The sequence below is a fragment of the Nonomuraea sp. NPDC003707 genome (assembly GCF_053587055.1).
The window spans coordinates 246210-272170 of record NZ_JBSFNK010000009.1; the positions used below are offsets into that span (position 1 = coordinate 246210).

General features: G+C 68.5%; 26 protein-coding genes, 1 pseudogene and 1 riboswitch. Of the genes and pseudogenes, 18 read left to right on the top strand and 9 right to left on the bottom strand.

Annotated elements, in window-relative coordinates:
- Nucleotides 1-2: 2 nt before the first annotated feature.
- The gene (locus ACWDRB_RS25180) at nt 3-785 is read left to right on the top strand and encodes a type III pantothenate kinase (protein WP_355193566.1); all 783 of its coding nucleotides are present in this window, start codon (nt 3-5) and stop codon (nt 783-785) included.
- 66 nt (nt 786-851) lie between these two features.
- Here ACWDRB_RS25180 and ACWDRB_RS25185 read toward each other — a convergent pair whose 3' ends face one another.
- Entirely contained in the window at nt 852-1343 is a 492-nt protein-coding gene (locus ACWDRB_RS25185; protein WP_449897340.1) for a hypothetical protein, read from the bottom strand.
- Nucleotides 1344-1489: 146 nt separating this feature from the next.
- Here ACWDRB_RS25185 and lysX point away from each other — a divergent pair, with 146 nt between their 5' ends.
- From lysX to ACWDRB_RS25200, 3 genes are all read left to right on the top strand, one after another.
- Nucleotides 1490-2971 carry a bifunctional lysylphosphatidylglycerol synthetase/lysine--tRNA ligase LysX gene (gene lysX / locus ACWDRB_RS25190; RefSeq protein WP_449897342.1) on the top strand — a complete coding sequence of 494 codons (1482 nt, stop codon included), beginning with the start codon at nt 1490-1492 and terminating at the stop codon, nt 2969-2971.
- Nucleotides 2972-3055: 84 nt separating this feature from the next.
- The gene (locus ACWDRB_RS25195) at nt 3056-3457 is read left to right on the top strand and encodes a winged helix-turn-helix transcriptional regulator (RefSeq protein ID WP_449897344.1); all 402 of its coding nucleotides are present in this window, start codon (nt 3056-3058) and stop codon (nt 3455-3457) included.
- Nucleotides 3458-4099: 642 nt separating this feature from the next.
- Nucleotides 4100-4312: a LuxR C-terminal-related transcriptional regulator gene (locus ACWDRB_RS25200; protein ID WP_043615366.1), complete on the top strand. Its 213-nt coding sequence runs from the start codon at nt 4100-4102 to the stop codon at nt 4310-4312.
- A 26-nt stretch (nt 4313-4338) separates the two neighbouring features.
- Here ACWDRB_RS25200 and ACWDRB_RS25205 read toward each other — a convergent pair whose 3' ends face one another.
- The gene (locus ACWDRB_RS25205) at nt 4339-5289 is read right to left on the bottom strand and encodes a C40 family peptidase (protein ID WP_449897347.1); all 951 of its coding nucleotides are present in this window, start codon (nt 5287-5289) and stop codon (nt 4339-4341) included.
- A gap of 95 nt (nt 5290-5384) precedes the next feature.
- Nucleotides 5385-5534: riboswitch (cyclic di-AMP (ydaO/yuaA leader) on the bottom strand.
- 276 nt (nt 5535-5810) lie between these two features.
- On the opposite strand from ACWDRB_RS25205, the gene ACWDRB_RS25210 reads away from it, so the two are divergent.
- The 6 genes from ACWDRB_RS25210 to ACWDRB_RS25235 all read left to right on the top strand — a co-directional run bounded on the left by ACWDRB_RS25210 (nt 5811) and on the right by ACWDRB_RS25235 (nt 14443).
- The gene (locus ACWDRB_RS25210) at nt 5811-6380 is read left to right on the top strand and encodes an amino-acid N-acetyltransferase (protein WP_350723739.1); all 570 of its coding nucleotides are present in this window, start codon (nt 5811-5813) and stop codon (nt 6378-6380) included.
- An 85-nt stretch (nt 6381-6465) separates the two neighbouring features.
- On the top strand, nt 6466-7803 hold the full coding sequence (locus ACWDRB_RS25215; RefSeq protein WP_449897349.1) for an RDD family protein: 1338 nt from the start codon (nt 6466-6468) through the stop codon (nt 7801-7803).
- Nucleotides 7804-7913: 110 nt separating this feature from the next.
- Nucleotides 7914-8402, top strand: coding sequence for an RDD family protein (locus ACWDRB_RS25220; protein WP_449897351.1), 489 nt, complete (start codon nt 7914-7916; stop codon nt 8400-8402).
- A gap of 516 nt (nt 8403-8918) precedes the next feature.
- Nucleotides 8919-9251 carry a histone-like nucleoid-structuring protein Lsr2 gene (locus tag ACWDRB_RS25225; RefSeq protein ID WP_319714331.1) on the top strand — a complete coding sequence of 111 codons (333 nt, stop codon included), beginning with the start codon at nt 8919-8921 and terminating at the stop codon, nt 9249-9251.
- A 1084-nt stretch (nt 9252-10335) separates the two neighbouring features.
- Nucleotides 10336-12837 carry an ATP-dependent Clp protease ATP-binding subunit gene (locus ACWDRB_RS25230; RefSeq protein WP_350723733.1) on the top strand — a complete coding sequence of 834 codons (2502 nt, stop codon included), beginning with the start codon at nt 10336-10338 and terminating at the stop codon, nt 12835-12837.
- A gap of 667 nt (nt 12838-13504) precedes the next feature.
- Entirely contained in the window at nt 13505-14443 is a 939-nt protein-coding gene (locus ACWDRB_RS25235; RefSeq protein ID WP_350723731.1) for a TIM barrel protein, read from the top strand.
- A 251-nt stretch (nt 14444-14694) separates the two neighbouring features.
- Here ACWDRB_RS25235 and ACWDRB_RS25240 read toward each other — a convergent pair whose 3' ends face one another.
- On the bottom strand, nt 14695-15159 hold the full coding sequence (locus tag ACWDRB_RS25240; RefSeq protein WP_449897354.1) for a MarR family winged helix-turn-helix transcriptional regulator: 465 nt from the start codon (nt 15157-15159) through the stop codon (nt 14695-14697).
- 60 nt (nt 15160-15219) lie between these two features.
- Here ACWDRB_RS25240 and ACWDRB_RS25245 point away from each other — a divergent pair, with 60 nt between their 5' ends.
- Nucleotides 15220-15639 (top strand): cupin domain-containing protein, encoded by a 420-nt coding sequence (locus ACWDRB_RS25245; protein ID WP_364245440.1) that lies wholly within the window; start codon nt 15220-15222, stop codon nt 15637-15639.
- Here ACWDRB_RS25245 and ACWDRB_RS25250 read toward each other — a convergent pair.
- Nucleotides 15632-16513: an A/G-specific adenine glycosylase gene (locus ACWDRB_RS25250; RefSeq protein ID WP_449897357.1), complete on the bottom strand. Its 882-nt coding sequence runs from the start codon at nt 16511-16513 to the stop codon at nt 15632-15634. The two genes, ACWDRB_RS25245 and ACWDRB_RS25250, sit on opposite strands and share 8 nt — an antisense overlap.
- A gap of 79 nt (nt 16514-16592) precedes the next feature.
- On the opposite strand from ACWDRB_RS25250, the gene ACWDRB_RS25255 reads away from it, so the two are divergent.
- The 4 genes and pseudogenes from ACWDRB_RS25255 (at nt 16593) to ACWDRB_RS25270 (ending at nt 19209) form a co-directional block, all read left to right on the top strand.
- Nucleotides 16593-17267, top strand: a complete 675-nt coding sequence (locus tag ACWDRB_RS25255; RefSeq protein ID WP_449897359.1) for a hypothetical protein — start codon at nt 16593-16595, stop codon at nt 17265-17267.
- 87 nt (nt 17268-17354) lie between these two features.
- Nucleotides 17355-17870, top strand: coding sequence for a hypothetical protein (locus tag ACWDRB_RS25260; RefSeq protein WP_449897361.1), 516 nt, complete (start codon nt 17355-17357; stop codon nt 17868-17870).
- Between the two features lie 57 nt (nt 17871-17927).
- A pseudogene (locus ACWDRB_RS25265) lies at nt 17928-18546 on the top strand (transposase).
- Between the two features lie 90 nt (nt 18547-18636).
- A complete protein-coding gene (locus tag ACWDRB_RS25270) occupies nt 18637-19209 on the top strand; it encodes a GNAT family N-acetyltransferase (RefSeq protein ID WP_449897363.1) in 573 nt (190 codons plus the stop codon).
- Between the two features lie 354 nt (nt 19210-19563).
- Here the strand turns inward: ACWDRB_RS25270 and disA are convergent, their stop codons facing one another.
- From disA to ACWDRB_RS25295, 5 genes are all read right to left on the bottom strand, one after another.
- A complete protein-coding gene (disA, locus tag ACWDRB_RS25275) occupies nt 19564-20640 on the bottom strand; it encodes a DNA integrity scanning diadenylate cyclase DisA (RefSeq protein WP_364245427.1) in 1077 nt (358 codons plus the stop codon).
- A 40-nt stretch (nt 20641-20680) separates the two neighbouring features.
- Nucleotides 20681-22087 (bottom strand): DNA repair protein RadA, encoded by a 1407-nt coding sequence (gene radA, locus ACWDRB_RS25280; protein WP_449897365.1) that lies wholly within the window; start codon nt 22085-22087, stop codon nt 20681-20683.
- 60 nt (nt 22088-22147) lie between these two features.
- A complete protein-coding gene (gene trxA, locus ACWDRB_RS25285; RefSeq protein ID WP_449897367.1) occupies nt 22148-22453 on the bottom strand; it encodes a thioredoxin in 306 nt (101 codons plus the stop codon).
- Between the two features lie 2 nt (nt 22454-22455).
- Complete coding sequence (locus ACWDRB_RS25290) at nt 22456-22824, bottom strand: MerR family transcriptional regulator (RefSeq protein WP_449897369.1); 369 nt, start codon at nt 22822-22824, stop codon at nt 22456-22458.
- A gap of 181 nt (nt 22825-23005) precedes the next feature.
- Nucleotides 23006-23704 carry a class I SAM-dependent methyltransferase gene (locus tag ACWDRB_RS25295; protein WP_355193594.1) on the bottom strand — a complete coding sequence of 233 codons (699 nt, stop codon included), beginning with the start codon at nt 23702-23704 and terminating at the stop codon, nt 23006-23008.
- Nucleotides 23705-23788: 84 nt separating this feature from the next.
- On the opposite strand from ACWDRB_RS25295, the gene ACWDRB_RS25300 reads away from it, so the two are divergent.
- The 3 genes from ACWDRB_RS25300 to ACWDRB_RS25310 are packed head-to-tail and all read left to right on the top strand — an operon-like array spanning nt 23789 to nt 25946.
- Nucleotides 23789-24598: a sugar phosphate isomerase/epimerase family protein gene (locus ACWDRB_RS25300; RefSeq protein WP_350723713.1), complete on the top strand. Its 810-nt coding sequence runs from the start codon at nt 23789-23791 to the stop codon at nt 24596-24598.
- A complete protein-coding gene (locus tag ACWDRB_RS25305) occupies nt 24595-25365 on the top strand; it encodes a class I SAM-dependent methyltransferase (RefSeq protein ID WP_449897372.1) in 771 nt (256 codons plus the stop codon). The genes ACWDRB_RS25300 and ACWDRB_RS25305 overlap by 4 nt, the downstream gene beginning before the upstream one ends.
- Nucleotides 25362-25946 carry a TetR/AcrR family transcriptional regulator gene (locus ACWDRB_RS25310; RefSeq protein ID WP_355193598.1) on the top strand — a complete coding sequence of 195 codons (585 nt, stop codon included), beginning with the start codon at nt 25362-25364 and terminating at the stop codon, nt 25944-25946. Before ACWDRB_RS25305 ends, ACWDRB_RS25310 begins: the two co-directional genes overlap by 4 nt.
- Nucleotides 25947-25961 lie beyond the last annotated feature (15 nt).

Sequence of the window (25961 nt, forward strand, 5' to 3'; positions counted from 1 at the left end):
TGATGCTGCTCACGATCGACGTCGGCAACACGCACACCGTGCTCGGGCTGTTCGAGGGCGAGGACGTCATCGAGCATTGGCGGCTGGCCACCGACGCCCGCCGCACCGCCGACGAGATCGCCGTCGTCCTCCAGGGGCTGCTGGCGCAGTCGCCGCTGCTCAAGGGGGCCGACATTGACGGCATCGCCATCTGTTCGACCGTTCCGAGCGTGCTCAACGAGATGCGTGAGATGTGCCGCCGCTACTACGGCGACGTGACGGCGGTGATCGTGGAGCCGGGCATCCGCACCGGGGTGCCCGTACGCATGGACAACCCCAAAGAGGTCGGCAGCGACCGCATCGTGAACGCGCTGGCGGCCATCGAGCAGTACGGCGGCCCCTGCGTCATCGTCGACTTCGGCACCGCGACCTCGTTCGACGCGGTGTCGGCCAAGGGCGAGTACGTCGGCGCGGTGACCGCGCCCGGCATCGAGATCTCGGTCGACGCGCTGGCCGCCGCCGGGGCCCAGCTGCACAAGGTGGAGCTGGTCAGGCCGCGCTCGGTGATCGCCAAGAACACCGTGGAGGCCCTGCAGGCCGGCATCATCTACGGCTTCGCGGGCCAGGTGGACGGGATCGTGGAGCGGATGGCGGCCGAGCTGGCCGACGACCCCGACGAGGTGACGGTGGTGGCCACGGGCGGGCACGCGGCACTGGTGGTGGGCGAGTCACGCTCCATCGACGTGCACGAGCCGTGGCTGACGCTCATGGGCCTGCGCCTGATCTACAAGCGGAACACGGCCTGAGCCCCGACAGAAAAAAGCGGCCTCCCGCCCGGGTGGGAGGCCGCTCGCACGTCCGGGGACGACTCGTCACTCGCTCTCGGCGGTGTAGATGTAGTCCCAGGGGCTGCACTTCGTGGGGTAGTTGCTGTACTGGCCGATCTGGCAGACCTTCACCCGCACGCTGAAGACGTCGTTCTCCGAGAAGGTGAACTTCTTGTAGCCGGGGAAGCCGCAGTACTTCTTGGAGAAGACCGGCGACCAGTCGTGGTCGAAGTCGCTGGCCTCGAACTTCACGAATGCGCACTTGCCGCCCTCGTCCTCGTCGCGGTTGTCCAGGTCGTAGAGCCGGCCCTTGACGGTGACCTCGTTCGACTCGCCGTCCTCGTCCCAGCTGACGCCGATCCAGCCCTGCGACTTCGCCAGGCCGTTCTTGGAGTAGACGGGGCTCCAGTAGTCGGAGTAGTCGTCGTCGTGGTTCGGGGCGCCGGCCGTGGCGGCGTTGGCGGCGGAAGGCAGCGACAGGGCCAGAGCGCTGGTGGCGGCGACGGCGAGGAAGCCTGTCGCGATCTTCTTCAACATCTTCTCTCCTTGAGCTCCCCTTGGACCGGCTCCCTACCGGTTCCCCCCTGAGCTCGTGAGACATTGATAGAAGAGGGCTCTTGCAGCGGTCCTGCAGCGTGCCGACGAACCCTTGCAGGTCGCCATATCCCCTACCCTTTGTTCTTGTGAGCGACGAACTTCCCGAGCAGATGCGCATCCGGAGGGAGAAGCTCGACCGCCTTCGCAGCGAAGGCGTCGACCCTTACCCGGTGAATTTCCCCCGTACGGCCACCAACGCCGAGGTCCGGGAGAAATACCAGGGCCTGGAGCCCGACACCGCCACCGGCGACACGGTCGCGGTCGCGGGGCGCGTCATGCTCAACCGCGTGGGCGGCAAGCTCTGCTTCGCCACGCTCCGCGACGGCGGCGCCGACCTCCAGGTCATGATCTCGCTCGACAAGGTGGGCGAGGACTCGCTGGCCGCGTGGAAGCGCGACGTCGACCTGGGCGACCACGTGGGCGTGACCGGCGAGGTCATCACCTCGCGGCGCGGCGAGCTGTCCATCCTCGCCGACAGCTGGCAGATCACCGCCAAGTGCCTGCGTCCGCTGCCGGAGAAGCACGTCGGGCTCACCGACCCGGAGGCGCGCGTCCGCCAGCGCTACGTCGACCTCATCGTCAACGACGAGTCGCGGAAGATGGCCCGCCTGCGCAGCGCCACGGTGCGCGCGGTGCGCGACTTCTGGCACGAGGAGGGCTACCTCGAGGTCGAGACGCCCATGCTGCAGCCCATCCACGGCGGCGCGACGGCCCGGCCCTTCAAGACCCACATCAACGCCTACGACATGGAGCTCTACCTTCGCATCGCGATCGAGCTCTACCTCAAGCGGCTCGTGGTCGGGGGCATCGAGAAGGTCTTCGAGATCAACCGCAACTTCCGCAACGAAGGCGCCGACTCCACGCACAATCCCGAGTTCACGATGCTCGAGGCGTACGGCACCTACCTCGACTACAACGACATGGCCGACCTGACCCAGCGGATGTACCAGAAGGCCGTGGTGGCGGCCCTGGACACCACGGTGGTCGTCCACGACGGGGTGGAGGTCGACCTCGGGATCGCCCGGTGGCCGCGCATCACCCTGTACGGCGCGGTGTCGGAGGCCGTGGGCGAGGAGATCACCACCGCGACCGGCCTGGAGGAGCTCCGCAAGATCGCCGACCGGCGCGAGATCCACTGGGACCCGAAGTGGGGTCCGGGCAAGCTGGTGCAGGAAATCTTCGAGGCCCTGGTGGAGCACACGCTCGTCCAGCCCACGTTCGTCATGGACTACCCGCTGGAGACCTCGCCGCTGACCCGTCAGCACCGGGACAACCCGCTGCTGACCGAGAAGTGGGACCTGATCGGCTTCGGCACGGAGCTGGGCACGGCCTACTCCGAGCTGATCGACCCGATCGAGCAGCGCCGCCGCCTGGTGGAGCAGTCCCTCCTGGCCGCCGGGGGCGACTTCGAGGCGATGCAGCTGGACGAGGACTTCCTGCAGGCCCTCGAGTACGCGATGCCGCCCACGGGGGGCATGGGCGCGGGCATCGACCGGATGATCATGGCCTTCACCGGCAAGAACATCCGCGAGACCATCCTGTTCCCGCTGGTCAAGCCCACCCACTGACCGGCGTCCTGCCGCCGTCGTAGAGCGCCCGCCGCGGGCGCTCTACCCTCTCCTGGTAGGCAGCGATCGGGAAGGGGTGCGCGGATGGCCACGAAGACGGCGGCGGAGCAGCGGGACGAGGCCAGGCAGGTCTTCGACGCGTACTTCGCCGAATGCCCCTCCAGGAAGCTGCTCGACACCCTCAGCGACAAATGGGTCACCCTCCTGCTGACCGCGCTGGCGCAGGGCCCGCGCCGCTACAGCGACCTGTCCAGGCGCATCGCGGGCGTCAGCCAGAAGATGCTCACGCAGACCCTGCGCGGCCTGGAGCGTGACGGCCTGGTCTCGCGCACGCTCACCCCTTCTGTGCCGGTACGGGTGGACTACGCGCTCACCCCGCTGGGCGAGAGCCTGATGCCGTTGGTGGCCGCGATCAAGAGCTGGGCCGAGGCGCACATGGAGGACGTCGAGGCCGCCAGGGACCGCTACGACGCCGCCGGCGCCTGAGCGATCACCGCCGTCGCGAATCCGGCTTCCGGGCCGCCCGGTTTCCGATCCGAAGCCGCTTGTAAGCATCGCGTCAAGGCCGCGGAGGCGCGGGTCAGGGAGCGTCCGTGGTGCCCCGGCCACCCCTGTGATCCCGCCGGGCACGCGCACCCGGAAACGAGGCCGCCCGGCCCGGCGGTCAGAGCAGGACGCCCGCCACCCGGCGGGCCGCCGGCCTGAACCCGTGGCGGCAATTGCCATAGCGGATTGATCCAATTGCCTTAATCAACTGCCTGACCTGGGTTGTCGGATCGGGTGGGAGCGCAGTACAAAGCGAGCGATTGGTGGCTTGCCGTGCGCCGGAAAGATCGCGTCACGGACGCGTGTCCCGCGATAACGCGGGTATCGATCATGCGGAATATCCATGGCGGACCGATCGAAAACCGGAACGCTGGTCAGGGCCATTCCGGAAGCCCCAATGTGATCACTCTACGTTCTGACATATCGCGAGTGCGTCATATATAGCGGATCATGTCAATAGCGCTCGTCAAGTGCGGCGATTGTCATGCTTGACGACCTTTCCACGATGCGTTTACCGTCTGCGAGGAGCGGCTTTGGCCCGTCTGTGAGGTCCAAGTTCTGCTGTTGGGGGGAGGGCTCCCGATGGATGTGCTCACTGAAGGCGTTGAGCTCAGCCATGCTGATTTGGCGCTGCTGGCGGAGTTGGCCAAGGGAGTCACGGTCGATCGGGTTGGGCGGCGGCTGGATATCAGCGGGCGCACGGTACGACGAAGATTGCGCGGCATCTGCGACCGCATAGGCGTGGCCACGGCGATCGAGGCCGTGGCCTGGGCAGCCCGCCGCCAGCTGATCTAGCCGCGGCGGACCGCCGGGGTGCGGGCTCAGTCGGCGATGCGCACCGCGCCGGCGAACGGCCGCCTCGCGATCGACGCGATCCGTACGACGTCACCCGTCTGCGGGGCGTGCACCATCATGCCGCCGCCGATGTAGATGCCCACGTGGTGCAGGTCGCTGTAGAAGAACACCAGGTCGCCCGGCCGGAGTTCCTCGCGCGAGACGTGCCGGCCGGCCGTCCACTGGTCGCCGGTGTAGTGCGGCAGCGAGATGCCCACCCGCTGGAACGCCGCCATGACGAGCCCGGAGCAGTCGTACGAGCCGGGGCCCTCGGCGCCCCAGACGTACGGCTTGAGCTGCTGCGTGAGCGCCCACCGCGCGGCCTCCGCGGCCTTCCCCGAGCCCGGGATCGGCAGGTTGACGCGCACGGCCCGCGTGCCGGGGCGCCCGGCCTCGCCCAGGGCCCGACTGAACAGGCTGCTCTCGACCTTCGTCACCAGCTTGGTGATCTTGTTGCGCTTGGCCTCGAGGTCCGTGACGAGCTTCTGGACCTCGTCGATGCGGGCCGTGGCGCTCTGCTTGGCGCGGGTGGCCGTGTCCATCGCCTTGGTGAGCTGGTTGATTTCCTCGCCCTGCTCGGTCTGCAGCGCGTACGAGGTCGCGGCGCGGTTGAGGAAGCCCTCGGGGTCGTCGGAGGTGGCGAAGGCGAGGGTCTTCAGACCGCCCGTGATGTAGGCGTTCTGGGCCAGCGCGACGGCTTTCGAGCGCTTGGCGGCGAGATCCGTCTCGCTGCTCGTCAGCGTCTTCTCCGCGGCCTCGGCGGCCTTCTTGGCGGTCTTGAGCTTCTCCCGCTGGCCGTTGTACTGCTCGGTCAGCGTCTCGATGTCGGTGTGCAGCTTCGTGGCCTGGTCGGCGAGCTCTTTCAGCGAGGGCTCTGGATCCGCGGACGCCGAACCGACGGGGATGGCGAACAGCAGCGCGGCGACTGTGAGACTCACCACACCTACGCGGCGTGGTCGCCGGGCCCGTTCCGGAGGGCGGGCGTGCTTGCCCGCCGACTTCCCCCCACCGCTGAGCGTGGGCTTCACCAACCAGCTCCTCTCGTCGACGCCTACCGGGTTAGCTGACGGGTTCGGGCCGGAGCAGCCCTACCGAAAGACTCGGATTCACCCCAGTGGTGGCGTCGGAGGTCGCCACCGGCGGTTCCCCGGCTTCTCTTGCGAGAATTGGGCGTGCCTCCCGCGCGACACGCGGGAAACATTGTCGCTGGACACTAATGCACTCCGGGTTCGTGCTCAACCAGAACTGCCAAGTCTGTAGAGGTTTCACAACCGAAGGGTCACAAGGTGATCTCGTGGGCACCCGTGCAGAAGAGGCCCTACGCCCTATTTGTCCGCGCTTTCGGCGGGCGCGAGCTGGCCGCGCGATCCCGTGCCGATCTGACCACGAGATGTAACAAGATGGGCCGAGACATGGGAGTTAGGGCTGAGCCGTAATGAGATCTGTACCCTGGAGAACCATGGAGCAGGTGGCCGAGCTGACAGTGCCCGAGACCGCGGTGGTGGTCCGGCGTGCCCGCACGCCCGACGTGCGCATGGTCAGACGCCTGGTGGACACCTACGCGGGGGCGGGGCCGCGGCTCCTGGAGAAGGCCACGGTGACGCTGTACGAGGACGTACAGGAGTTCTGGGTGGCCGAGCGAGACGGGCAGGTCGTCGGCTGCGGCGCGCTCCACGTGCTCTGGGAGGACCTCGCGGAGGTCCGCACGGTGGCGGTGGATCCCGAGTGCCGGGGGATGGGCGTCGGCCACCGGATCGTCTCCGCGCTGATCCAGCAGGCTAAGGATTTGGGTCTGCGACGTGTATTCTGTCTTACTTTTGAGGTCGACTTCTTCGCGCGACTCGGGTTCCGCCCGATTCAGGGCACACCGGTCTCACCTGAGGTCTACGCCGAACTGCTGGCCTCGTACGACGAGGGTGTTGCCGAGTTTTTGGATCTTGAACACGTCAAGCCGAACACGCTGGGAAACACCCGCATGCTGCTCCACCTGACATCGGGTGACGTGGACCTTGACCAGATGGAAAGGTGATTGTTGATACCTATGTCGATACGTTGGGCAGCACAGGCATGTGTCCTGACACGTGCCACATGCGCACTCGAAGCGAGGTGACACGGTGAGCACCGGACAGCCGCCGTATCCACAGGACGAATCCGGCGACAACTCTGCGCCTCCCTATTACGGGCAGCAGAACCAGGGCCGCCACCCCGGCGAGCCCGACCCGGACGCGACTGTGATCGGCTACCGGGCGGACGACGCCTATGGGCAGCAGCCCCCGTACGGTCAGCAGGGCTACGGCCAGCAACCCCAGTACGGACAGCAACAGCAGTACGGTCAGCAACCCCAGCACGGACAGCAGCAGCACGGCCAGCAACCCCAGTACGGCCAGCAGCAGCAGTCCCAGCCTGACTACGGCCAGCAGGCCCAGCCCCAACAGGGCTACGGGCAGCAGGGCTACGGCCAGCAGCCGCAGTCCCAGGCGGACTACGGCCAGCAGCAGTACGGCCAGCAGGGCTACGGTCAGCAGCCGCAGTCGGGTCAGCAGGGCTACGGCCAGCAGTACGGCCAGCAGCAGTCCCAGCCCGGCTACGGCCAGCAGGCCCAGTCCCAGCAGGGCTACGGCCAGCAGCCGCAGTCGGGCCAGCAGGGCTACGGCCAGCAGTACGGCCAGCAACCCCAGTCGCAGCCGGACTACGGCCAGCAGCAGTACGGCCAGCAGCCGCAGTCCCAGCCCGATTACGGCCAGCAGCAGTACGGCCAGCAGGGCTACGGCCAGCAGCAGCAGTCCCAGCCCGGCTACGCACAGCAGGGCTACGGCGACCAGCAGTACGGCCAGCAGCAGTACGGGCAGCAGGGTTACGGGCAGGCGCAGCAGTACGGCCAGCCCGGCTACGGCCAGGCCTACGGCCAGCCCGGGCCCGTGGGCGTGCAGCCGCCCGGCGCGCCGGCACCGCTGGCGGAGTGGTGGCAGCGCCTGGTGGCGAGGCTCATCGATGGGGTCATCCTCTTCATCGTGAACGTGGTCATCGGCCTGATCATGGGCGTGCTGTTCCTGGCCACCTACTCTTCGCTGGACGGCAGCGGCGGCGGCATGTTCTCAGGTGTGGTCGTGACCATCCTGACGGCGATCGTCGTGACCGCCCTGTGGGTCGCCTACGACTTCTTCCTCCTGAAGGCGAAGGGGCAGACCGTCGGCAAGATGGTCATGGGCATCAAGGTCGTCCCCGTGGGCCAGGGCATACCGCCGGGCGGCCTGCCGACCGACGTGGCGCTCAAGCGCGCCGGCGTGACGTGGGGCGGCTGGATCCTCAACGCTCTCCCTCTGGGCTTCATCGGCTCGCTGCTCGCCTACGCGGCCGTGGGCGTCAACGGCGCCTCCCAGCTCTGGGACAAGCCGCTGCAGCAGACGTTCGCGGACAAGTTCTCCAACACCGTGGTGGTGAAGATCAAGTAGTCCAAGCGTCAGGTAAAAGCAGGGGCCGGCTTCGCGTCGGCCCCTGTTTTGTGTGCACAGGCCGTACCAAAATGGGGAACCTGAGCCGCTGATGACGCGAGGTGGGGGTTATGGCCGGGTCGCCGCCGCGGGCGGACGCGCCGCCCGCGGAATGGTGGGAACGGCTCGCCGCCCGGGCGATTGAGGCGTTCGTCTTCGGGGTGCTCTATTACATTCTGTTCATCGCGCTGTGGGGCGTCTTCCGGACTGTAGGGATGCTGGAGGCGTTCGACGGCCGGCTGCCCGGTGTGTTCGCCTGGCTGGCGGCGGGGCTGGCTTATACCGGCTACGACTGGTGGGCCCATTACCGGCGCGGCAGGACGTTCGGCAAGGCGATCATGGGGATTCGCCTGGCGCCGCCCCACGTGTCCTCCAGGGCGCTGCTCAAACGGGCCCTGGTCTATCCGGGCCCCGTCATGCTGATGGGCATTCCCGTGGCCAATCTGGTGGCCGGAATGCTCCTGTTCTGCGTGGGGCTCCTCATCCTGATCGACAAGCCCCTGGAACGCGGGCCGCATGACAGGCTGGCCGGAACGCGTGTGGTAAAAGATCTTCGCTGACCCATCCCGTGCCTGGCAGGAAGCCAATTCCAAAAATTTTCTCTTGATCCGGTAAGGAGCCTGGAGAGACTGGCATTAGGCTATGGGGCATCCGGGTCGCCGGATGTTGGTGCCCTGCGAGGCGCAGGGCATCTGTGCGCCGCTATGGTCGGGTGCGAACGGTAGTCACCTGGCGCGTCGTGAGGGCCGCAACGCCCCTCCTGGGCGCGCTCCCATCCGCAAAATGCGCCCCTGAAACCCCGCAAGCCGTGGAGGCGAGGACGAATGGAAGCCCTAACAGACGTATTGTCAGCGCTCATCCCCCCGGTGGTGGTCGGGGGCGCCTTCATCTTTGGCGTAGTGAAGTTGGTCCGGTCCGAGGCCCTGGGAGGCCGCCGAAACCGCGAGGATCCGGTCGACGGGCAGAACTGATCGGCCAGTCAGCCGAATCCCCGCTGCGCTGAATTGTCTCCGCGCCTTTCCGGGTATATGTTTGGGCAGGCGAATGAAACAATGCTCCGCGAAAGGATTGCGTAGATGGCCAAGCAGATCCAGGAGATTCTCATCGATGACCTCGATGGGGGCGAGGCCAATGAGACGGTCAGCTTCGCTATTGACGGCTCGTCCTATGAGATTGACCTCAGCGACCTTAACGCGAAGAAGCTGAGGGACGCGCTCACGCCTTTCGTGCAGCATGCGCGCAGGGCAGGCGCCGTCACCGCACGTCGCCGCGGTCGCGGCGGCAGCAGGGCGATGAGCCGCGAGAAGAGCTCGGAGATCCGGCAGTGGGCCAAGGCTCACGGCCTGCCGGTCAGCGAGCGCGGGCGGATCGCCTCCACGGTCGTCGAGAAGTACGAAGCGGCCCACTGAGCAAGCCGACGATCGACCATGCGCTTATGCCGTTCGCCTAGGACCCCGGCGGCCGCCATAAGCGCATGATCGTTATCCGGGTCGGAACTCGAAAGCCGGACCGCCCGGACTGTGATCTTCTGTGTGCACATATGCGGGCGTTTTGGCTGCGTGTTCGGCTTCGCCCGTGGCGCTGTTTCGCCGGCGGTCGTCCACATATGTGGCGGCGTCGTAGTCGCGCGCCGAAAGCCGTGTGAGGCGGCCATACCTCATTCAACGTACGCTCGCGTCCGTACGTCACGATCGATCTCCGCGCTCATGGAACGCGCCATGACGGAAAACCCGGCGCCGTATAGCCCGGAAGCGATCTACGGGGCGGCGGCGGGTGTATACGGGCGATCTCACCGAGCGTAAACCCGCGACCGGCGCGAAGGTAAAGCGGTGCCGGGCTGGATGCGTGGCGGCGGGCAATACCGCGGGCGACGGGATCCCCGCCGGCGGGCAAAACCCGCGAACCCGAGCAGGGCTCGGACAATCCCCGTTCCCCGGCATCTGCACACAATGCCGTGCCTTCTCAACTGCGCGGAAGTGCCGCGAATCCGGAGGGCCGAGCGAGACGTGGTCTCATCATGCGAGATGAAGTTGGTAACCGGGCTGACCGGATGCAAGATTCCCTTGGTGTGCCGCCCGTCCCGCGTTGTGCTCAGGGCGTAGGGCGGTCGTTTGGACGGCGGCCCTCCGCTACGTAGGATGATTACGTAACGATACGGACGCGGCATCTGAGATGTGCGGGCGAAGTGGCGCCCCAACGCTGGCTCCGCCCCGGCGCGTCCGATGGTCGATCCGTGTGTACCGCGTGCGCCGCAGAGGGCAATTTTTGACGCTTCCGCGAAGCGTCCTAAACATCGTTCGCTTGCGGCGTATCGGGAACACGTCACCCCCGAACAGTAGTTGGATGGAGGGTGAACGCCCTGCTCTCGGGGAACGTCTCTGCTATAGAGCGTGTCAGTGGCAGTGGGCACGGTTCGCCGAGCCAGGGCTAGCATGCGGGATGACGGGCCCGGATTTACCGGACCTGACTGACCGCTCTGTGAGGAGCGACGAGATGTTCGAGAGGTTCACCGACCGAGCGAGGCGTGTTGTCGTCTTGGCCCAAGAAGAGGCCAGGATGCTCAACCACAACTACATCGGCACTGAGCACATACTTCTTGGTTTGATCCACGAAGGTGAGGGCGTGGCCGCCAAGGCTCTGGAGAGCCTCGGGATCAGCCTTGAGGGTGTGCGCCAGCAGGTCGAGGAGATCATCGGCCAGGGCCAGTCGGCTCCGTCGGGGCACATTCCGTTCACCCCGCGGGCCAAGAAGGTCCTCGAGCTGTCGCTCCGTGAGGCTTTGCAGCTGGGCCACAACTACATCGGCACCGAGCACATCCTGCTCGGGCTCATCCGCGAGGGTGAGGGTGTGGCCGCCCAGGTGCTGGTCAAGCTTGGGGCTGATCTCAACCGTGTCCGGCAGCAGGTCATCCAGTTGCTCCACGGTTACCAGGGCAAGGAGCCGGCCGCGGCAGGCGGCCCGCAGGAGTCGGCCCCGTCGACCTCTTTGGTGCTCGACCAGTTCGGCCGCAACCTGACCCAGGCGGCCCGCGAGGGCAAGCTGGATCCGGTCATCGGCCGCGAGAAGGAGATCGAGCGGGTCATGCAGGTCCTCTCCCGGAGGACCAAGAACAACCCGGTTCTCATCGGCGAGCCCGGCGTCGGCAAGACCGCCGTCGTCGAGGGCCTGTCGCAGAAGATCGTCAGGGGCGAGGTGCCCGAGACGCTGAAGGACAAGCAGCTCTACACGCTTGACCTCGGCGCCCTGGTCGCCGGCTCCCGCTACCGCGGTGACTTCGAGGAGCGCCTGAAGAAGGTGCTCAAGGAGATCCGCACGCGCGGCGACATCATCCTGTTCATCGACGAGCTGCACACGCTCGTCGGCGCGGGCGCCGCGGAGGGCGCGATCGACGCGGCCAGCATCCTCAAGCCCATGCTGGCGCGCGGCGAGCTGCAGACGATCGGCGCGACCACGCTCGACGAGTACCGCAAGTACCTCGAGAAGGACGCGGCGCTGGAGCGCCGGTTCCAGCCGATCCAGGTGGCCGAGCCCTCGCTCAGCCACACGATCGAGATCCTCAAGGGTCTGCGCGACCGCTACGAGGCGCACCACCGCGTGTCCATCACCGACGACGCGCTGGTGGCCGCCGCGCAGCTGGCCGACCGCTACATCAGCGACCGCTACCTTCCCGACAAGGCCATCGACCTCATCGACGAGGCCGGTTCCCGGATGCGCATCCGCAGGATGACCGCTCCGCCGGACCTGCGCGAGTACGACGAGAAGATCGCCAACGTCCGTCGCGACAAGGAGTCCGCGATCGACGCGCAGGACTTCGAGAAGGCGGCTGCCCTCCGCGACCAGGAGAAGCAGCTCCAGCTCAAGCGCGAGCGGCGGGAGAAGGAGTGGAAGGCCGGCGACATGGACGTCGTGGCCGAGGTCACTCAGGAGCTCATCGCCGAGGTCCTGGCGACCGCCACCGGCATCCCGGTCTTCAAGCTGACCGAGGAGGAGTCGCAGCGCCTGCTCCGCATGGAGGACGAGCTCCACAAGCGGATCATCGGCCAGGACGACGCCATCAAGGGCCTGTCGCGCTCCATCCGGCGTACCCGCGCCGGTCTGAAGGACCCGCGCCGTCCCGGTGGCTCGTTCATCTTCGCGGGCCCCTCCGGTGTCGGTAAGACCGAGCTGTCCAAGGCTCTGGCGGAGTTCCTCTTCGGCGACGAAGACGCTCTGATCAGCCTGGACATGTCGGAGTTCATGGAGAAGCACACCGTCTCCAGGCTGTTCGGCTCGCCTCCCGGCTACGTCGGCTACGAGGAGGGCGGTCAGCTCACCGAGAAGGTGCGGCGCAAGCCGTTCTCCGTGGTCCTCTTCGACGAGATCGAGAAGGCCCACCCCGACATCTTCAACTCGCTGCTGCAGATCCTGGAAGACGGTCGCCTGACCGACGCCCAGGGCCGCGTGGTCGACTTCAAGAACACGGTCATCATCATGACCACCAACCTCGGCACCCGTGACATCTCCAAGGGCATCGGGGTCGGGTTCGCGAAGTCGAACGACGCCGACTCCAACTACGACCGGATGAAGTCCAAGGTGCAGGAGGAGCTCAAGCAGCACTTCCGGCCCGAGTTCCTCAACCGTGTCGACGACATCGTGGTCTTCCACCAGCTCACGCCGAAGGAGATCATCCAGATCGTGGATCTGATGCTCGCCCAGGTGGACGCTCGGCTCAAGGACCGCGACATGGGGCTCGACGTCTCGCCCGAGGCCAAGCAGCTGCTGGCCGACCGGGGCTACGACCCGGTCATGGGCGCCCGTCCGCTCCGCCGGACGATCCAGCGCGAGCTCGAGGACTCGCTGTCGGAGAAGATCCTGTACGGCGAGCTCCGGCCGGGGCAGGTCGTCAAGGTGACCATCGAGGGTGAAGGCGACAACGCCAAGTTCATCTTCAAGGGCGAGTCCGCCTCCAAGGTCCCCGACTCGGCCGCCGCCATCGCGGCCCCGATCCAGCACTGACGGATCCCGAAAGCCCCCGTGTGAATCCCTCACACGGGGGTTTTCCCATTTCCGCCTCCTGCGCCCCACGCCTCGGGGGTGGCCCTCGCGTCTCTCGCGTCCGTCACGGGGTGAGCGACCGTGCCCCGGCCGCCGAGGTGCTGCTGATCGTGACCCCCGCCGCGCCACGGACTCGCCGCTAGGGTGGTGCCCGACTGTGGTACGCACCGCGGACTCGCCGCTGGGGTGGTGGCCGACCGTGGCACTCACCGCGCCACGCTCTACGCCGGTGGGGTGGTGCATTCCACCGCCGGGGTGCCGACCTCGGCCCTTGCCTCATCGCGCACCCGTCGCTCGAGCGATGCCGATGCCGCTCCTTCGACGCTGACCCCATCTGGGGCCGTGGGGCGTGGCGGGTTGTGAGGTGGGCACACTCGGTCGTTGCGTAATTGTTGGGATACCGGGTGTGCCGCCACCGCGAGTAGTACTACACTGCGTAGAGCACCGCCAAGTCGCATCCAAGCGAATCACAAGATCGTGTTCCTAGGCTGAGGCCTGCTCCTTGGGGAGTAGCGCGAAATCAACTCGGGGCGGACGCGTGACCACCGAACGAGCAGCCATGCTCTCAAGGGTCAGCATCGTCCAGGGCGGGCGACGGAACACAAAGAGCAAGCCGTGGAGGAAACCGATGCGCCTGCGTCACAATGACGGAACGCTCGTTCACCTCGCCTACAACGCGGGCATCCACCCTGCCGAGGACCTCGAGAACCTGATCGCCCACCTGACCCGCTACGCCGTCCCGGTGCGCAAGCGGCTGGGCGTGGAGCGGATGGGCATCGGGTTGTGGCTCTCGCCGAGCGTCGCCGACCACCTCACGGCCGACCGCATCGAGCTCGTACGGCTGCGCCGCTCCCTGGAGGAGCGCGGCCTGGAGGTCGTGAGCCTCAATGGCACCGGCGGCCGCAACCAGGAGGTCCCCGGCCCCGACTGGGCCAAGCCCGAGCGCTACCGCTACACCATGGCCCTGGCCAAGATCCTGGCGTTCTTGCTGCCGGAGGACGTGCGGTTCGGGAGCATCTCGACGATCCCGATCGGGTGGCGCCGCGACTGGCCCGCCGACCTGCACTCGATCGCCACCCGCCGGCTGGAGCGCCTGGCGCGCGAGCTGCGCGGCATCTACAGCGTGACGGGGAAGACCATCAGGGTCGGGTTCGAGCCGTGGCCCGGGTGCGTGCTGGAAACCACTGAGCAGGCCCTTGAGCGGGTCGGCGGCATCGACTCCGAGCACCTGGGCGTGTGCCTGGACGCCTGCCACCTCGCCTGCGGGGCCGAGGAGCCGGGCGCGGCCCTGAAGGGGCTGGCCGCGGCCGGCGCGCCGGTGGTCAAGCTGGGGCACGTGCACAACCACACGGGGGAGACGCCGAGCACGGGGGCCGTACTGCATGACACGCTGATGGCCATGCTGTCGGGCGCGGTGAGCGGCAGTGCGCACATCGAGGTCGAGACGCACAACCTGACCGTGCCGGGGCGTGCCAAGGGGCCGGGTGCCCTGGTGTCGCTGCTGGCCGAAGAGCTGGCCTGGGCCCGTACGAACCTGACCAGCCTGGGCCTCCAACTGGCCGCCTGAGCACGGCCTGCATGAGCACCGCCCGGGCTGAACACCGCCCGGGCTGAGCGCTGCCGAGCTAGGCGTTGCCCGGGCTGAGCACTGTCCGCCCGGGCTGGCCATCGCCCGCCCCAGCACCCTCCGTCTGGGCGCCTCCCGCCCAAGCGTCGCCAGCCTGGGCGCCTCCCGCCTGGGCGCAGCCCGTCTCAGCGCCGCGCCTGAGCGCCCGCAGTCTGCGTCCGGCGCCTAAACCCGACGGGGACGGGGGCGCGTCACAGGCTGCCGAACCAGCCCGGGGTGTCGAGGCGCCAGAGGTTGGCCGGGGTCATTCTGCGCAGGTCCGACTCCAGGGCCTGCAGGCGGTCCTCTCCGAGCTCGGCGGCCCAGCGGGCGCGCAGTGTGTCGAAGATGCGGGCCGACCGGTCCAGGGCGTCTATCCCGTACGGGGTGAGCCGGACGATCTTGCGTCTGGTGTCGTGGGGATCGGCGGTCCGTTCCACGTAGCCGATGCGTTCCAGAGTGTCGATGGTCTTGCCCGCCGCCTGTTTGGACACCCCGAGCGTGCGGCCCAGTTCGACGGCCGTGGTGCCGCTCGGGCCGATCGCCTGCATGACGAACCCGTGCATGGGCCGTATGTCCGGATGCCCCTGCCGGGCGAGTTCGGCGTGGAGCTCGTCGATCAGCACCCTGAACGCGAGCAGCAGGCGCAGCGGAAGTTCGAAGCCTGGACTTGACATGATAGACAACCTGGTTAACTATATAGACAACGTAGTTGCCTATCTTAAAGGAGTTCATCGATGTCTGTTGTCATGGCCGCCGATTCCCGGAAGACCGAGACGCCCAACGGCGTCATGACCACCCTCGCCTCCCCGACCCAGGGCGGGGCGGTGGGCCAGGCCATGTGGCGGGTGGACGCCAAGCCGGGCATGGTCGGGCCGGTGCACGCGTTCGACGTCGAGCTGGTGTGGACCTGGCTCGACGGGTCCGCCGTCGTCGAGTTGGGCGGCGAGCGGTTCGAGGTGGGCCCGGGAGACACCATGGTGCTTCCGGCCGACGTGAGTCGCCAGATGTTCGCGGACCAGGAGCGCGGGTTCGTGTCCATCGTGGTCGCCCCCGCCGGGGCGCGGGCCTACAACCCGAGCGGGGTGTCGGAGCCGGACGCCTGCGACCTCGCGCCCAAGGACGTGGAGCGCATCGTGCCGCTCTGGGTCAGGTAGTCGCGTGGGGGAGGCGGTAGGTGCCGTCGTCCAGGTGCTCGGCCAGGCCGTCGGTGATCAGGCCGTCGAGGGCGCGCTCGCGCTGGACGGCGTCGTCCCACACCGCGTCCAGGGCAGCCTTGGGGACGGGGCCGTGGGCCTTCCGCAGCACCTCCAGCAGGCGGCCCCGGCACTGCCGGTCGGTGCCCGCGTACGCCTGGCCCTTGCGCGCGGGGCCGGCGTGCGGCGGCTTGCCCGCCAGACGCCAGGCGCACACCTGGCTGATCGGGCAGTCGGCGCAGCGCGGGGCGCGGGCCGTGCAGACGAGGGCGCCCAGCTCCATCACGGCCACGCCCCAGCGGGGCGCGCCCAACTCGGGCAGGAGGGTCTCCGCCAGCCGCCGCTCGGCCGCTGAGGTGGCCGTGGGAGGGTATTCCTCCGCGCGTACCGCCCTGGCGAAGACCCGCCGGACATTGGTGTCCAGGACGGCGTGGCGGCCGCCGTAGGCGAAGCTGGCGACCGCGGCGGCGGTGTACTCGCCGATGCCGGGCAGGGACAGCAGGGTCTCGTGATCGGACGGCACCTCGCCGCCGTGCTCGTCGGTGATGGCCCTGGCGCAGGCGTGCAGGCGCAGCGCCCGGCGCGGGTAACCGAGCCGCCCCCAATGGCGTACGGCCTCTCCCGGCTGCTCGGCGGCCAGCGCCCCGGGGGTGGGCCAGCGCTCCATCCACTCGTGCCAGATGGGCAGCACGCGTACGACCGGGGTCTGCTGGAGCATGATCTCGCTCACCAGCACTCCCCACGGGGTGGCGTCGGCGGCGCGCCACGGGAGGTCTCGGGCGTTGTCCTCGTACCAGTCCAGAACGGGGATGTGCAGGAGGTTCGGCTCAACCACGGGGTCAAGCGTATTCGGAGAAGAAGGCCCCTCGGCGTGTCGTCACTCGTTGTAGCCGCATGGCTACCATCCTGTGCCTATGGATCCGGATACTATGCGCGGCGACGGCGGTGACGTCTACTGGCGGCGCCGGATGAGCGTGCTGGTGGCGGTGCTCGTCGTGGTGGCCGTCGTGGCGTGGGCGTGCTCCAGCGGGGGCAGCGGGCCGGAACGCACATCCAGCGCGAAATCGTCGCCGAGTGCGACCCCTGCCGTCGATCCCCTGCTGGCGGGCCTGCGTACGCTCGCGATGGGCACGGCCAGCCCGTCCCCGTCCCCCTCCGTCCCCAGGCCGACCCCCCCGGCGCTCCCCAGGCACCCAGGCGACCCCTGCACCGAACAGGACCTGGTGCTCAGCATGCAAGGCGGCAGGGAGCCGATCTACACGGGCGAGAGCCAGCCCACGTTCCTGGTCACCCTGGTGAACACGGGCTCCGTGATGTGCACCACCGACGTGGGACCGCGCGCCATGGAGATCCGCATCACCTCGGGGGCCGACCGCATCTGGTCCACCGCCGACTGTGTCAGCGGGGCGGGCTCGGAGGTCAAGGAACTGCAGCGCGGGGTGCCGTACGTCCGGTCCCTGGTGTGGAACCGGCACCGCTCCAGCGCCGACTGCCGCTCCACCCCGGCCGCCGCGCTGCCCGGCACGTACGTGGCCACCGTGCGCATGGGCCAGCTCCGCACCGTGAAGGGTGTCTTCCACCTCCGCTGAGGAGCTTGCGCATATGTCGTGATTTCTCCACACATGATCTGGACTCACAGTAGAGTGACCCGGTCATGTGATCATGGAGGAGTCGTTATGAGGCAGACGATCGGCCGTTCGGTTCTGGTGGTGGCGCTGGCGGCGGGCCTGGTGCCGGTCGGCGTCGCGTCCTCGGCGTCCGCCGCCGCGCAGAGGCCGGCCTTCGGGCCCTTCGGGTACGGCAACCTGAAGCTCGGGATGACCGCCGCGAAGGCCAGGGCCACCGGGAGGATCGTCCGCAAGCCCGACGGAGACTCCGCCAGGTGCACGACGTATGACCTCAAGGAGAGCCCGTACAACGAGTACCGCGTGGGGATGTACATCTCGAAGAAGCTGGGCGTGGTCGTGATCGTCGCACCTTCCGGCGCCAGGACTCCCAAGGGCATCGGCATCGGCTCCACCAGCACGCAGCTCAAGGCTGCCTACCCCAGGCTGCGGCGCGGCCCGGGCGGCTACCCCGCCGCTACCGTGCCCGGCAACAGGAAGGCGTACTACCTCTTCAACGAGCGCAAGGGCGAAGTGGTCGAGATGAGCCTGGTGCTGGCCAAGCAGGACTGCCTCAGGGTCGACTAAGAACTTCCAACAGAATGATCTAGGAACACGGGTGATCGCTCCCGAGTTGATCGCGGCGTGACGAAGGGCACGCAGCCGCCATGGCCAGTTCCGGATGAGTTGCGGGCGAGGATCCAGCCTTTGTTGCCAGTGGTGCCTCGTCGTGCCGATCATCCTGGGCGCAAGCGCCTGGAGGATCGCAAGGTGCTGTCGGGCATCTTGTTCGTGCTCTACACCGGGATCTCGTGGGAGCATCTGCCGCAGGAGTTGGGCTTCGGTTCGGGGATGACCTGCTGGCGGCGGTTGCGGGATCGGCATGCCGCACCTGCATGAGCTGTTGCCGGCGGAGTTGCACGCCGCGGGTCGGCTGGACTGGTCCAAGGCGGTGATCGACAGCTCTCACATCCGGGCGCTGAAGGGGGCCCAAAACGGGTCCGAGCCCGGTCGACCGTGGGAAGACGGGCTCCAAGCGTACCGACGGCTGGTCTGGGCCACCGGCGTGAAGCCGGTGATCGCCCGCCGAGGTTCTCGGCATGGCTCCGGCCTGGGCGTCCACCGCTGGATGATCGAGCAGACCATCGCACTGCCGCACTGGTTCGGTCGTCTGCGTATCCGCTGGGAGATCCGCGATGACATCCACGAGGCCTTCATGGCCCTCGGCGCAGCCATCATCTGCCGGCGGAGCCTCGCCCGCTGATCATTGTGTTGGAGGTCCTTGGTCGTGAGGACCGGACCGGGATCGATATTCGGTGGTCTGCCCGCCCCCTGTGGACACAAGATGAGGCGCATGACTCTGGCCACCCCCGTACTGCACACCGCTCGCCTGCGACTGCGCCCCTTTACCGACGCCGACGCGGACCCCCTCTTCGCGCTGCACAGCAGCACCTACGTGCTGCGCTACTGGGACTCCCCGCCGTGGACCGAACGGGCCCGCGCCGAGCGCTTCATCGCGGCTTGCCGGAAGATGGCGGACGAAGGCACCGGGGCGCGGGTGGCCATCGACCGTGTTTCTGACGGGGCCTTCGTCGGCTGGTGCGGTCTGACCCGATGGAACCCGGACTACCGCAGCGCGTCGCTGGGCTACTGCCTCGGTGAGGCGATGTGGGGCCACGGCTTCGCGACGGAGGCCGCGCACGCGTTGCTGCGGTGGGCATTCGACACACTGGACCTGAATCGTGTTCAGGCCGAGGCCGATACGCGCAACGTGGCATCTGCCCGGGTTCTGGAGAAGATCGGATTCGTACGTGAAGGGACGTTGCGGGAAGACTGCATCGTCAACGGCGAGGTGTCCGACTCGTGGGTGTTCGGGTTGATCAGGCGAGAGTGGCAGCCGTCGGCCGTGCCGATTCCAGCCTGCTAAGAGCTCCGAACCACCTCATTGTGTCAGGAGCTCTAAGCGCAGCTTGGGCACCGTGGGTTGGCCCTGAGGAAGGTGAGAACCGGTTCTGGGGGTTCCCTGGCCGGTTGCGATCGCGCCTGTCGCCGAGGTCGGGGTTGCCGCTGGTTGGGTCGAGCGAGCCCTGTCTGTGGCCCTCCGGCGTCTGCTCCTGGAGGGCGAACGCAGGCTCGTCCGTAAGGTGACCGGGTAACGGGCGGGTGCTGGCGAGCGGAGCGAGCGGGGTTTTCAAGGGGTCGAAGGGGCGGAGCCCTTGGGAGGCGCTGCCCTGAGCAGCCGGATTGGCGCGTAGCGCCCCCTACGGCGAAGACGATGCTTTTAGACGTAGCGCTCCAGGATGGAGGACTCGGCCAGGCGGGAGAGGCCCTCTCGGACGCTGCGGGCGCGGGACTCTCCGACCCCGCCCACCGCCTGCAGGTCGTCGATGCTCGCCGCCAGCAGCTTCTGCAGGCCGCCGAAATGGTTGACCAGGCGGTCGACCACCGTGGCCGGAAGGCGGGGGACCTTGGCCAGGAGGCGGAAGCCGCGGGGGCTGACCGGGCTCTCCAGCTTGTCGGCGCCGGTGTGGCCCAGGACGTGGGCGACGGCCGAGAGGTCGAGCAGCTCGCTGCCCGACAGCTTGTCCAGGTCGTGCATCGCCTCGACCAGGCGTCGCTGGCGGCGGCCCGAGGGGGCGGGGAGGTAGTCGCGGATGACCAGCTCCCGCTCCGAGTCGACCCCGGCCACCAGCTCGTCCAGTTGGAGGGACAGCAGGCGGCCGTCCGTGCCCAGCTCCACCACGTAGCCCTTGATCTCGTCGGAGATCCGGCGGACCATCTCCAGCCGCTGGGCCACCGCGGACACGTCTCTGACCGTGACCAGGTCCTCGATCTCCAGCGCCGACAGGGTGCCGGAGACCTCGTCGAGGCGGTGCTTGTAGCGCTCTAGGGTGGCCAGGGCCTGGTTGGCCTTGGAGAGGATGGCCGCCGACTCCTCCAGGACGTAGCGGATGCCGTCGAGGTAGAGGGCGATGATGCGCATCGACTTGCTGATGGCGATGATGGGCAGGCCGGTCTGCCGGGCCACGCGCTGGGCGGTGCGGTGGCGGGTGCCGGACTCGTCGGTGGGGATGGACGGGTCGGGCACCAGGTGCACGGCGGCGCGTACGATCTTGTGGTCGCCGCTCAGCACGATGGCGCCGTCCATCTTGGCGAGCTCGCGCAGCCTGGTGGCGGAGAAGTCGACGTCGAGCTCGAAACCGCCGCTGCACAGCTCCTCGACGACCCTGTTGTAGCCGAGCACGATCAGCCCGCCGGTCTGCCCGCGCAGGATCCGCTCCAGGCCGTCGCGCAGAGGTGTGCCCGGGGCCACCGCGGCCAAGGCCTCGCGACGGCGGTCGTCCAGACTCCTATCCACCTGACCCCCGTGTCGATCGGTCACGCTCAGCTTAGCCGCGCTAGGTCACGTGCGTGAGGGCGTCCCAGACGTTCTCCGCCTGCACCACCTCGAACCCAGGCGCGAACGCCACCGGCCCCACGGGCACCAGAGCACGCTGTCCGTTACGCTTGCGGCCGGCTTCTTCGAGCGATCCGGTCGGCACGAGGGCCCGCTTGAAACCGAGCCTGGCCGCCTCCGTCAGCCTCCTGCGTACGTCCTTGACCGGGCGCAGCTCCCCGGCCAGACCCACCTCGCCGAGCGCGACCAGGCCCGGCGGCAGCGGTTTGTCGCCGGCGGCGCTGGCGACGGCGAGCATGACCGACAGGTCGACGGCCGGGTCGGCCAGCTTGATGCCGCCCACGGTCGCGGTGAACACGTCGCAGCCGCCGAGCCGGGCGTTGAGCCGGCGCTCCAGCACCGCGAGGATCATCTGCACGCGGTAGGTGTCGAGCCCCGACGACGTGCGCCTGGGCTGCTGCGCCTCGGTGCGGGCGACCAGGGCCTGGACCTCGGCGGGAAGCGGGCGGGTGCCCTCGACCGTGACGGTGACGCAGGTGCCGGGCACCGGCTCGCTGCGCCGCGAGACGAACAGGCCGCTCGGGTCGGTGATGCCCTCGATGCCGCGCTCGTGCAGGTCGAAGCAGCCGACCTCGTCGGTCGGCCCGAAGCGGTTTTTGATCGCGCGAACCATGCGCAGCCTGGAGTGGCGGTCGCCCTCGAAGTTGAGCACGACGTCGACCAGGTGCTCCAGCGTGCGCGGGCCCGCGATCGAGCCGTCCTTGGTGACGTGGCCGACCAGCACGGTGGCCATGTTGCGCTCCTTGGCCAGGCGGACCAGGTTTGCTGCCACCTCGCGCACCTGCGTCACCCCGCCGGGCACGCCGGTGGCCTGCGCCGAGCCGATCGTCTGCACCGAGTCGACCACCAGCAACGTGGGCTCGACCTTCTCCACGTGAGTGATCAGGGCCGACAGCTCGGTCTCGGCCGCGAGGTAGAGGTGGTCGCGGATCGCGCCGATGCGGTCGGCCCGCAGCCGCACCTGGGCCGCCGACTCCTCGCCCGTCACGTAGAGGACCTTCTCGCGCTCGGCCATGCTGGCCGCGGCCTCGAGCAGGAGCGTGGACTTGCCGATGCCCGGCTCGCCCGCGAGCAGCACCACCGCCCCCGGCACCAGGCCGCCGCCGAGCACCCGGTCGAGCTCGCCCACGCCGGTCGTGCGCGCGGCCGCGATCTCGGCCTTGACCTGCCCGATCGGCACCGCGGGCGCGGTGGTGGCGCCCGCCTGGACGACATTGGCGCCGGCCCGCGCGCCCTCCTCCTCGACCGTGCCCCACGCCTGGCACTCGCCGCACCTGCCCACCCACTTGGTGGTGCGCCACCCGCACTCGGCGCAGCGGTATCCGGGCTTCTGGGCAGTCTTGGCCATGTCGAGCAGGCTAGCGGGACGTGCCGACAATCTTCGACAGGTAAGAGGCGGAGCCCCGTGTTACGCCAGGCCCAGCTCAGAGACCAGCATGCGCTTGGGCTTGGCCCCGACGATCTGCTTGACCGGCTCGCCGTTCTCGAACAGCAGCATCGTCGGGAGGCCCATCACGCCGTAACGGGCCATGATCTCCGGGTTTTCGTCGGTGTTGAGCTTGCCGATGGTCAGCCCGTGCTCCGCCTCGATCTGGTCCAGCACCGGCGCCACCATGCGGCACGGCCCGCACCACTCCGCCCAGAAGTCGACCAGCACCGGCTTGTCGCTCTTGAGCACCTGCTCCCCGAAGTTCTCGGTGGTCAACGTGATCATGTCTATCCCCTTACGAAGCAACCTGGGCACGATTGCGCGAGCTGGGCGGCGACCTCGGCACGGCGGGCGAGCAGGACCCGGATCTCCTCGTCGATCTGGTTGAGCTTGCGCTCGTAGACCTCGACCGACTCCGCGCACGAGCCTCCCGAGCTGTGCCCCCGGCGCAGGCAGTCGATGAACGGCCGGGTGTCCTCCAGCGTGAACCCGATGCTGAGCAGCGCCCGGATCTCGGACACCAGCCTGACGTCGTCCTCGCTGTAGTCACGGTAGCCGTTGGACCCGCGACGGGCTCTGAGCAGGCCGTGCTGCTCGTAATAGCGAAGTGAGCGGGTGCTCACCCCCGTACGTTCCGCCAGCTCTCCGATGCGCATGCCTTCACGGTAAACGTTGACACCGACGTCAATGTCAAACCGCGAGGGAGCGCCGCCGCCTGGACTGAGGAGCGCCGGGAGCGTAGCGACCAGAGCGACGAGGGAAGGCGGCGGCTCTCCAGCGACCGAGCCGCCTCCGCGGAGCGGAGGCCATGAACACGCACGGAGCGCCGCCGCGAACTCAGTAGTAGCGCCAGCGCAGCACGTTCGGGTAGGGGAGCTCCAGGCCGGGCGTCTCGGCGATGGCCTGTTCGGCCACCTCCGGCGTGAACTCGATGCGCAGCACCGCCTCCAGGTCCGCCCGCCGCTCGAAGGCCATCCTGAGGTCCAGAGGCCGCCGCTGCCAGCCCTGGCGGTCCCAGAACGACTCGACCTCCCGGACGGAGTACGTCGGCACCGTACGCGAGAACCAGCGGCCGAACGCTCCCCGCGTGGCGTCGAGGTCGAGGACGAAGGCCGCGCCGCCGCGGCGTACCACCCGGGTCAGCTCGCGCAGCCCAGGCTCGCAGCCGGGGCCGAAGAAGTACGCCCAGCGCGCGATGGCCACGTCCACGCTCGCGTCGGGCAGCGGCAGGTTCTGGGCCGTGGCGGCGTGGACGGCCACGTTGGCCAGCGCGGCGCAGCGGCGTACGGCGACCGCGGCCAGGTCGCCGTGCGGCTCCACGCCGACCACCTGCGCGGCCTCGGACGCGAGCGCGGGCAGGTGGAACCCGGTGCCGCAGCCGATGTCGAGCACGGTGGCGCCGTTCCAGGGGCGCAGGGCGCGCATCGCCGCGTCGGCCGCGCCCTCGGGGTCGACGGCGCGGTTCTCCAGCTCGTAGATCTGGGGTGTGTTCCAGATGTTCGGGCTGGGGATCGCACCTTTCGCTATCCGTGGCATGCCCCAAAGTTAAGCCAGCCGCCGGGCGCGGCTCACCAAAGGGGCTTTCGCGCCAGATCGGCTCCACCGGCTTAGGCTGGCAGCGTGGCTGATGTCATCCGCGTGCCCAATGCGAAGATCGCATTGTCCACTGCTTCGGTATATCCGGAACGCACTCCCGACGCGTTCGAGCTGGCCGCGCGCCTGGGTTACGACGGTGTCGAGATCATGGTGGGCGCAGACCCCGTGAGTCAGGACATCGACGTGATCGAGCGGCTGTCCGACCACTACAAGATCCCCGTCCTGGCCATCCACGCGCCCTGTCTGCTGGTCACCCAGCGCGTCTGGGGCCGCGACCCCTGGGCCAAGCTGGTCAAGGCGCAGAAGGCCGCCGAACGGCTGGGCGCCTCGACGGTCGTGGTCCACCCGCCGTTCCGCTGGCAGCGGGAGTACGCCCGCGAGTTCGAGACGGGGCTGGCCAGGATGCGTGACGAGACCGACGTCACGTTCGCCGTCGAGAACATGTTCCCCCTGAAGGCCAGGGGCAACGACGTGGTGCCCTACTCGCCCGACTGGAATCCGATCGACTACGACTTCCCGCAGGTCACGCTCGACCTGTCGCACACGGCCGTGTCCGGCTCCGACGCCATGGAGATGGCCGTCAAGCTCGGCGACCGGCTGGCCCACCTCCACCTGGCCGACGGCCTCGGGGTGACCAACAAGGACGAGCACCTCGTGCCCGGCAGGGGCAACCAGCCGTGCGCCCCGATGCTGGAGCGCCTGGCCAACACCGGCTACTCGGGGTTGGTCGTGCTGGAGATCAACACCCGCAAGGCGGCCAGCCGCACCGAGCGGATCGACGACCTGGCGGAGGCGCTGGCGTTCGCCCGGCTGCACCTGGCGGCCACCTCATGAACATAGGGCCGATCAGGGGTCTGGGCAGGATGTTCGAGCGGGTGGCCGACGCGTACGACGCGGGCCGGCCCCACTATCCCGACGAGATGTACCGCGCCCTGACCGAGGTGACCGGCGTCGACCTCGACGGCGCCACCACGGTGGACGTCGGCGCGGGCACCGGCATCATGACGCGTGCGCTCAGGGCGCGCGGCTCCCACGTCATCGCGGTCGACCCGGGCGCGGAGATGCTGGCCCGCCTGGTCTCCCGGTCGGAGAGCGGGACGCCCTCCGTCGCGGCCGTGCTGGCCGACGGCAACGCGCTGCCGCTGGCCGCCGGCGTGGCCGACCTGGTGACGTACGCGCAGTCGTGGCACTGGCTCGACCCCGTGGCGTCGATCGCCGAGGCCCGGCGGGTGCTGCGGCCCGATGGGGCCATCGTGGGCTGCTGGAACTTCAACCACGCGGCCCAGGCCGCATGGCTGGCCGCCTACGAGGCCCGCCTGGCGGAGGCGGTGCCCACCTACTACGGGCCGGCGGTCGAGCAGTGGTCGGCGCCGCCGATCGCCGCGGCCTTCGAGGTGGTCGAGGAGCGCTGGATCCCCTGGACCCGGCTGGTCGGCATCGAGGACTTCCTGCTCGACCTGCGCTCCCACTCCTACATGGCGGCCCTGCCGCCGGAGGCCGCCGACGAGCTGGTCGAGCGGCAGCGCGCCGATCTGCGCAGGGAGTTCCCCGAAGGCGTGCTCTCCGTCCCCATGCGCGTCTACCTGGCGGTGGGTAGGTGACGGTCGATAAGAAGCGGCCGGGGCGCAGGCCCGGGTCGGCTGACACGCGGGGGGAGATCCTTGCCGCGGCCAGGAAGGTGTTCGCGGAGAAGGGGTTCGACAAGGCGACCGTGCGGGGCATCGCCCGCGAGGCCAAGGTCGACCCCGCCCTCGTGCACCACTATTTCGAGACGAAGGAGGGCATGTTCGCGGCGGCCATGCGGCTGCCGTTCTCTCCCGAGACCATCGTCAAGGTGCTGGTCGAGGGCCCGCGCGAGGAGGTCGGCGAGCGGCTCGTACGTATGATCCTGCAGGTCACCGCCTCCCCGGAGACGCGCGAGCCGATGCTGGCGCTGATCCGCTCGGCCATGACCAACGAGCAGGCCGTCACGATGGTCCGCGAGTTCTTCACGAACGCGCTGCTCTTCCAGGTGGCCGACCGGATGGAGGTGCCGCACCTGCGGATCGAGGCGGCGTTCGCGCAGATGTTCGGCGCCATCATGGCCCGTTACGTGATCAGGTTGGAGCCGATGGCGAGCGCCGGTCACGAGGAGCTCGTGGAGGTGCTCGCGCCGACCATCCAGAGGTACTTCACCGGCTAGAGCATTGTTCTGCCA

Coding starts and splice junctions, on each gene's coding strand:
- ACWDRB_RS25180 (WP_355193566.1), top strand. CDS start 3: ATGCTGCTCACGATCGACGTCGGCAACACGCACACCGTGCTCGGGCTG.
- ACWDRB_RS25185 (WP_449897340.1), bottom strand. CDS start 1,343: ATGTTGAAGAAGATCGCGACAGGCTTCCTCGCCGTCGCCGCCACCAGC.
- ACWDRB_RS25195 (WP_449897344.1), top strand. CDS start 3,056: ATGGCCACGAAGACGGCGGCGGAGCAGCGGGACGAGGCCAGGCAGGTC.
- ACWDRB_RS25200 (WP_043615366.1), top strand. CDS start 4,100: ATGGATGTGCTCACTGAAGGCGTTGAGCTCAGCCATGCTGATTTGGCG.
- ACWDRB_RS25210 (WP_350723739.1), top strand. CDS start 5,811: ATGGAGCAGGTGGCCGAGCTGACAGTGCCCGAGACCGCGGTGGTGGTC.
- ACWDRB_RS25220 (WP_449897351.1), top strand. CDS start 7,914: ATGGCCGGGTCGCCGCCGCGGGCGGACGCGCCGCCCGCGGAATGGTGG.
- ACWDRB_RS25225 (WP_319714331.1), top strand. CDS start 8,919: ATGGCCAAGCAGATCCAGGAGATTCTCATCGATGACCTCGATGGGGGC.
- ACWDRB_RS25230 (WP_350723733.1), top strand. CDS start 10,336: ATGTTCGAGAGGTTCACCGACCGAGCGAGGCGTGTTGTCGTCTTGGCC.
- ACWDRB_RS25235 (WP_350723731.1), top strand. CDS start 13,505: ATGCGCCTGCGTCACAATGACGGAACGCTCGTTCACCTCGCCTACAAC.
- ACWDRB_RS25240 (WP_449897354.1), bottom strand. CDS start 15,159: ATGTCAAGTCCAGGCTTCGAACTTCCGCTGCGCCTGCTGCTCGCGTTC.
- ACWDRB_RS25245 (WP_364245440.1), top strand. CDS start 15,220: ATGTCTGTTGTCATGGCCGCCGATTCCCGGAAGACCGAGACGCCCAAC.
- ACWDRB_RS25255 (WP_449897359.1), top strand. CDS start 16,593: ATGGATCCGGATACTATGCGCGGCGACGGCGGTGACGTCTACTGGCGG.
- ACWDRB_RS25260 (WP_449897361.1), top strand. CDS start 17,355: ATGAGGCAGACGATCGGCCGTTCGGTTCTGGTGGTGGCGCTGGCGGCG.
- ACWDRB_RS25270 (WP_449897363.1), top strand. CDS start 18,637: ATGACTCTGGCCACCCCCGTACTGCACACCGCTCGCCTGCGACTGCGC.
- radA (WP_449897365.1), bottom strand. CDS start 22,087: ATGGCCAAGACTGCCCAGAAGCCCGGATACCGCTGCGCCGAGTGCGGG.
- trxA (WP_449897367.1), bottom strand. CDS start 22,453: ATGATCACGTTGACCACCGAGAACTTCGGGGAGCAGGTGCTCAAGAGC.
- ACWDRB_RS25290 (WP_449897369.1), bottom strand. CDS start 22,824: ATGCGCATCGGAGAGCTGGCGGAACGTACGGGGGTGAGCACCCGCTCA.
- ACWDRB_RS25295 (WP_355193594.1), bottom strand. CDS start 23,704: ATGCCACGGATAGCGAAAGGTGCGATCCCCAGCCCGAACATCTGGAAC.
- ACWDRB_RS25305 (WP_449897372.1), top strand. CDS start 24,595: ATGAACATAGGGCCGATCAGGGGTCTGGGCAGGATGTTCGAGCGGGTG.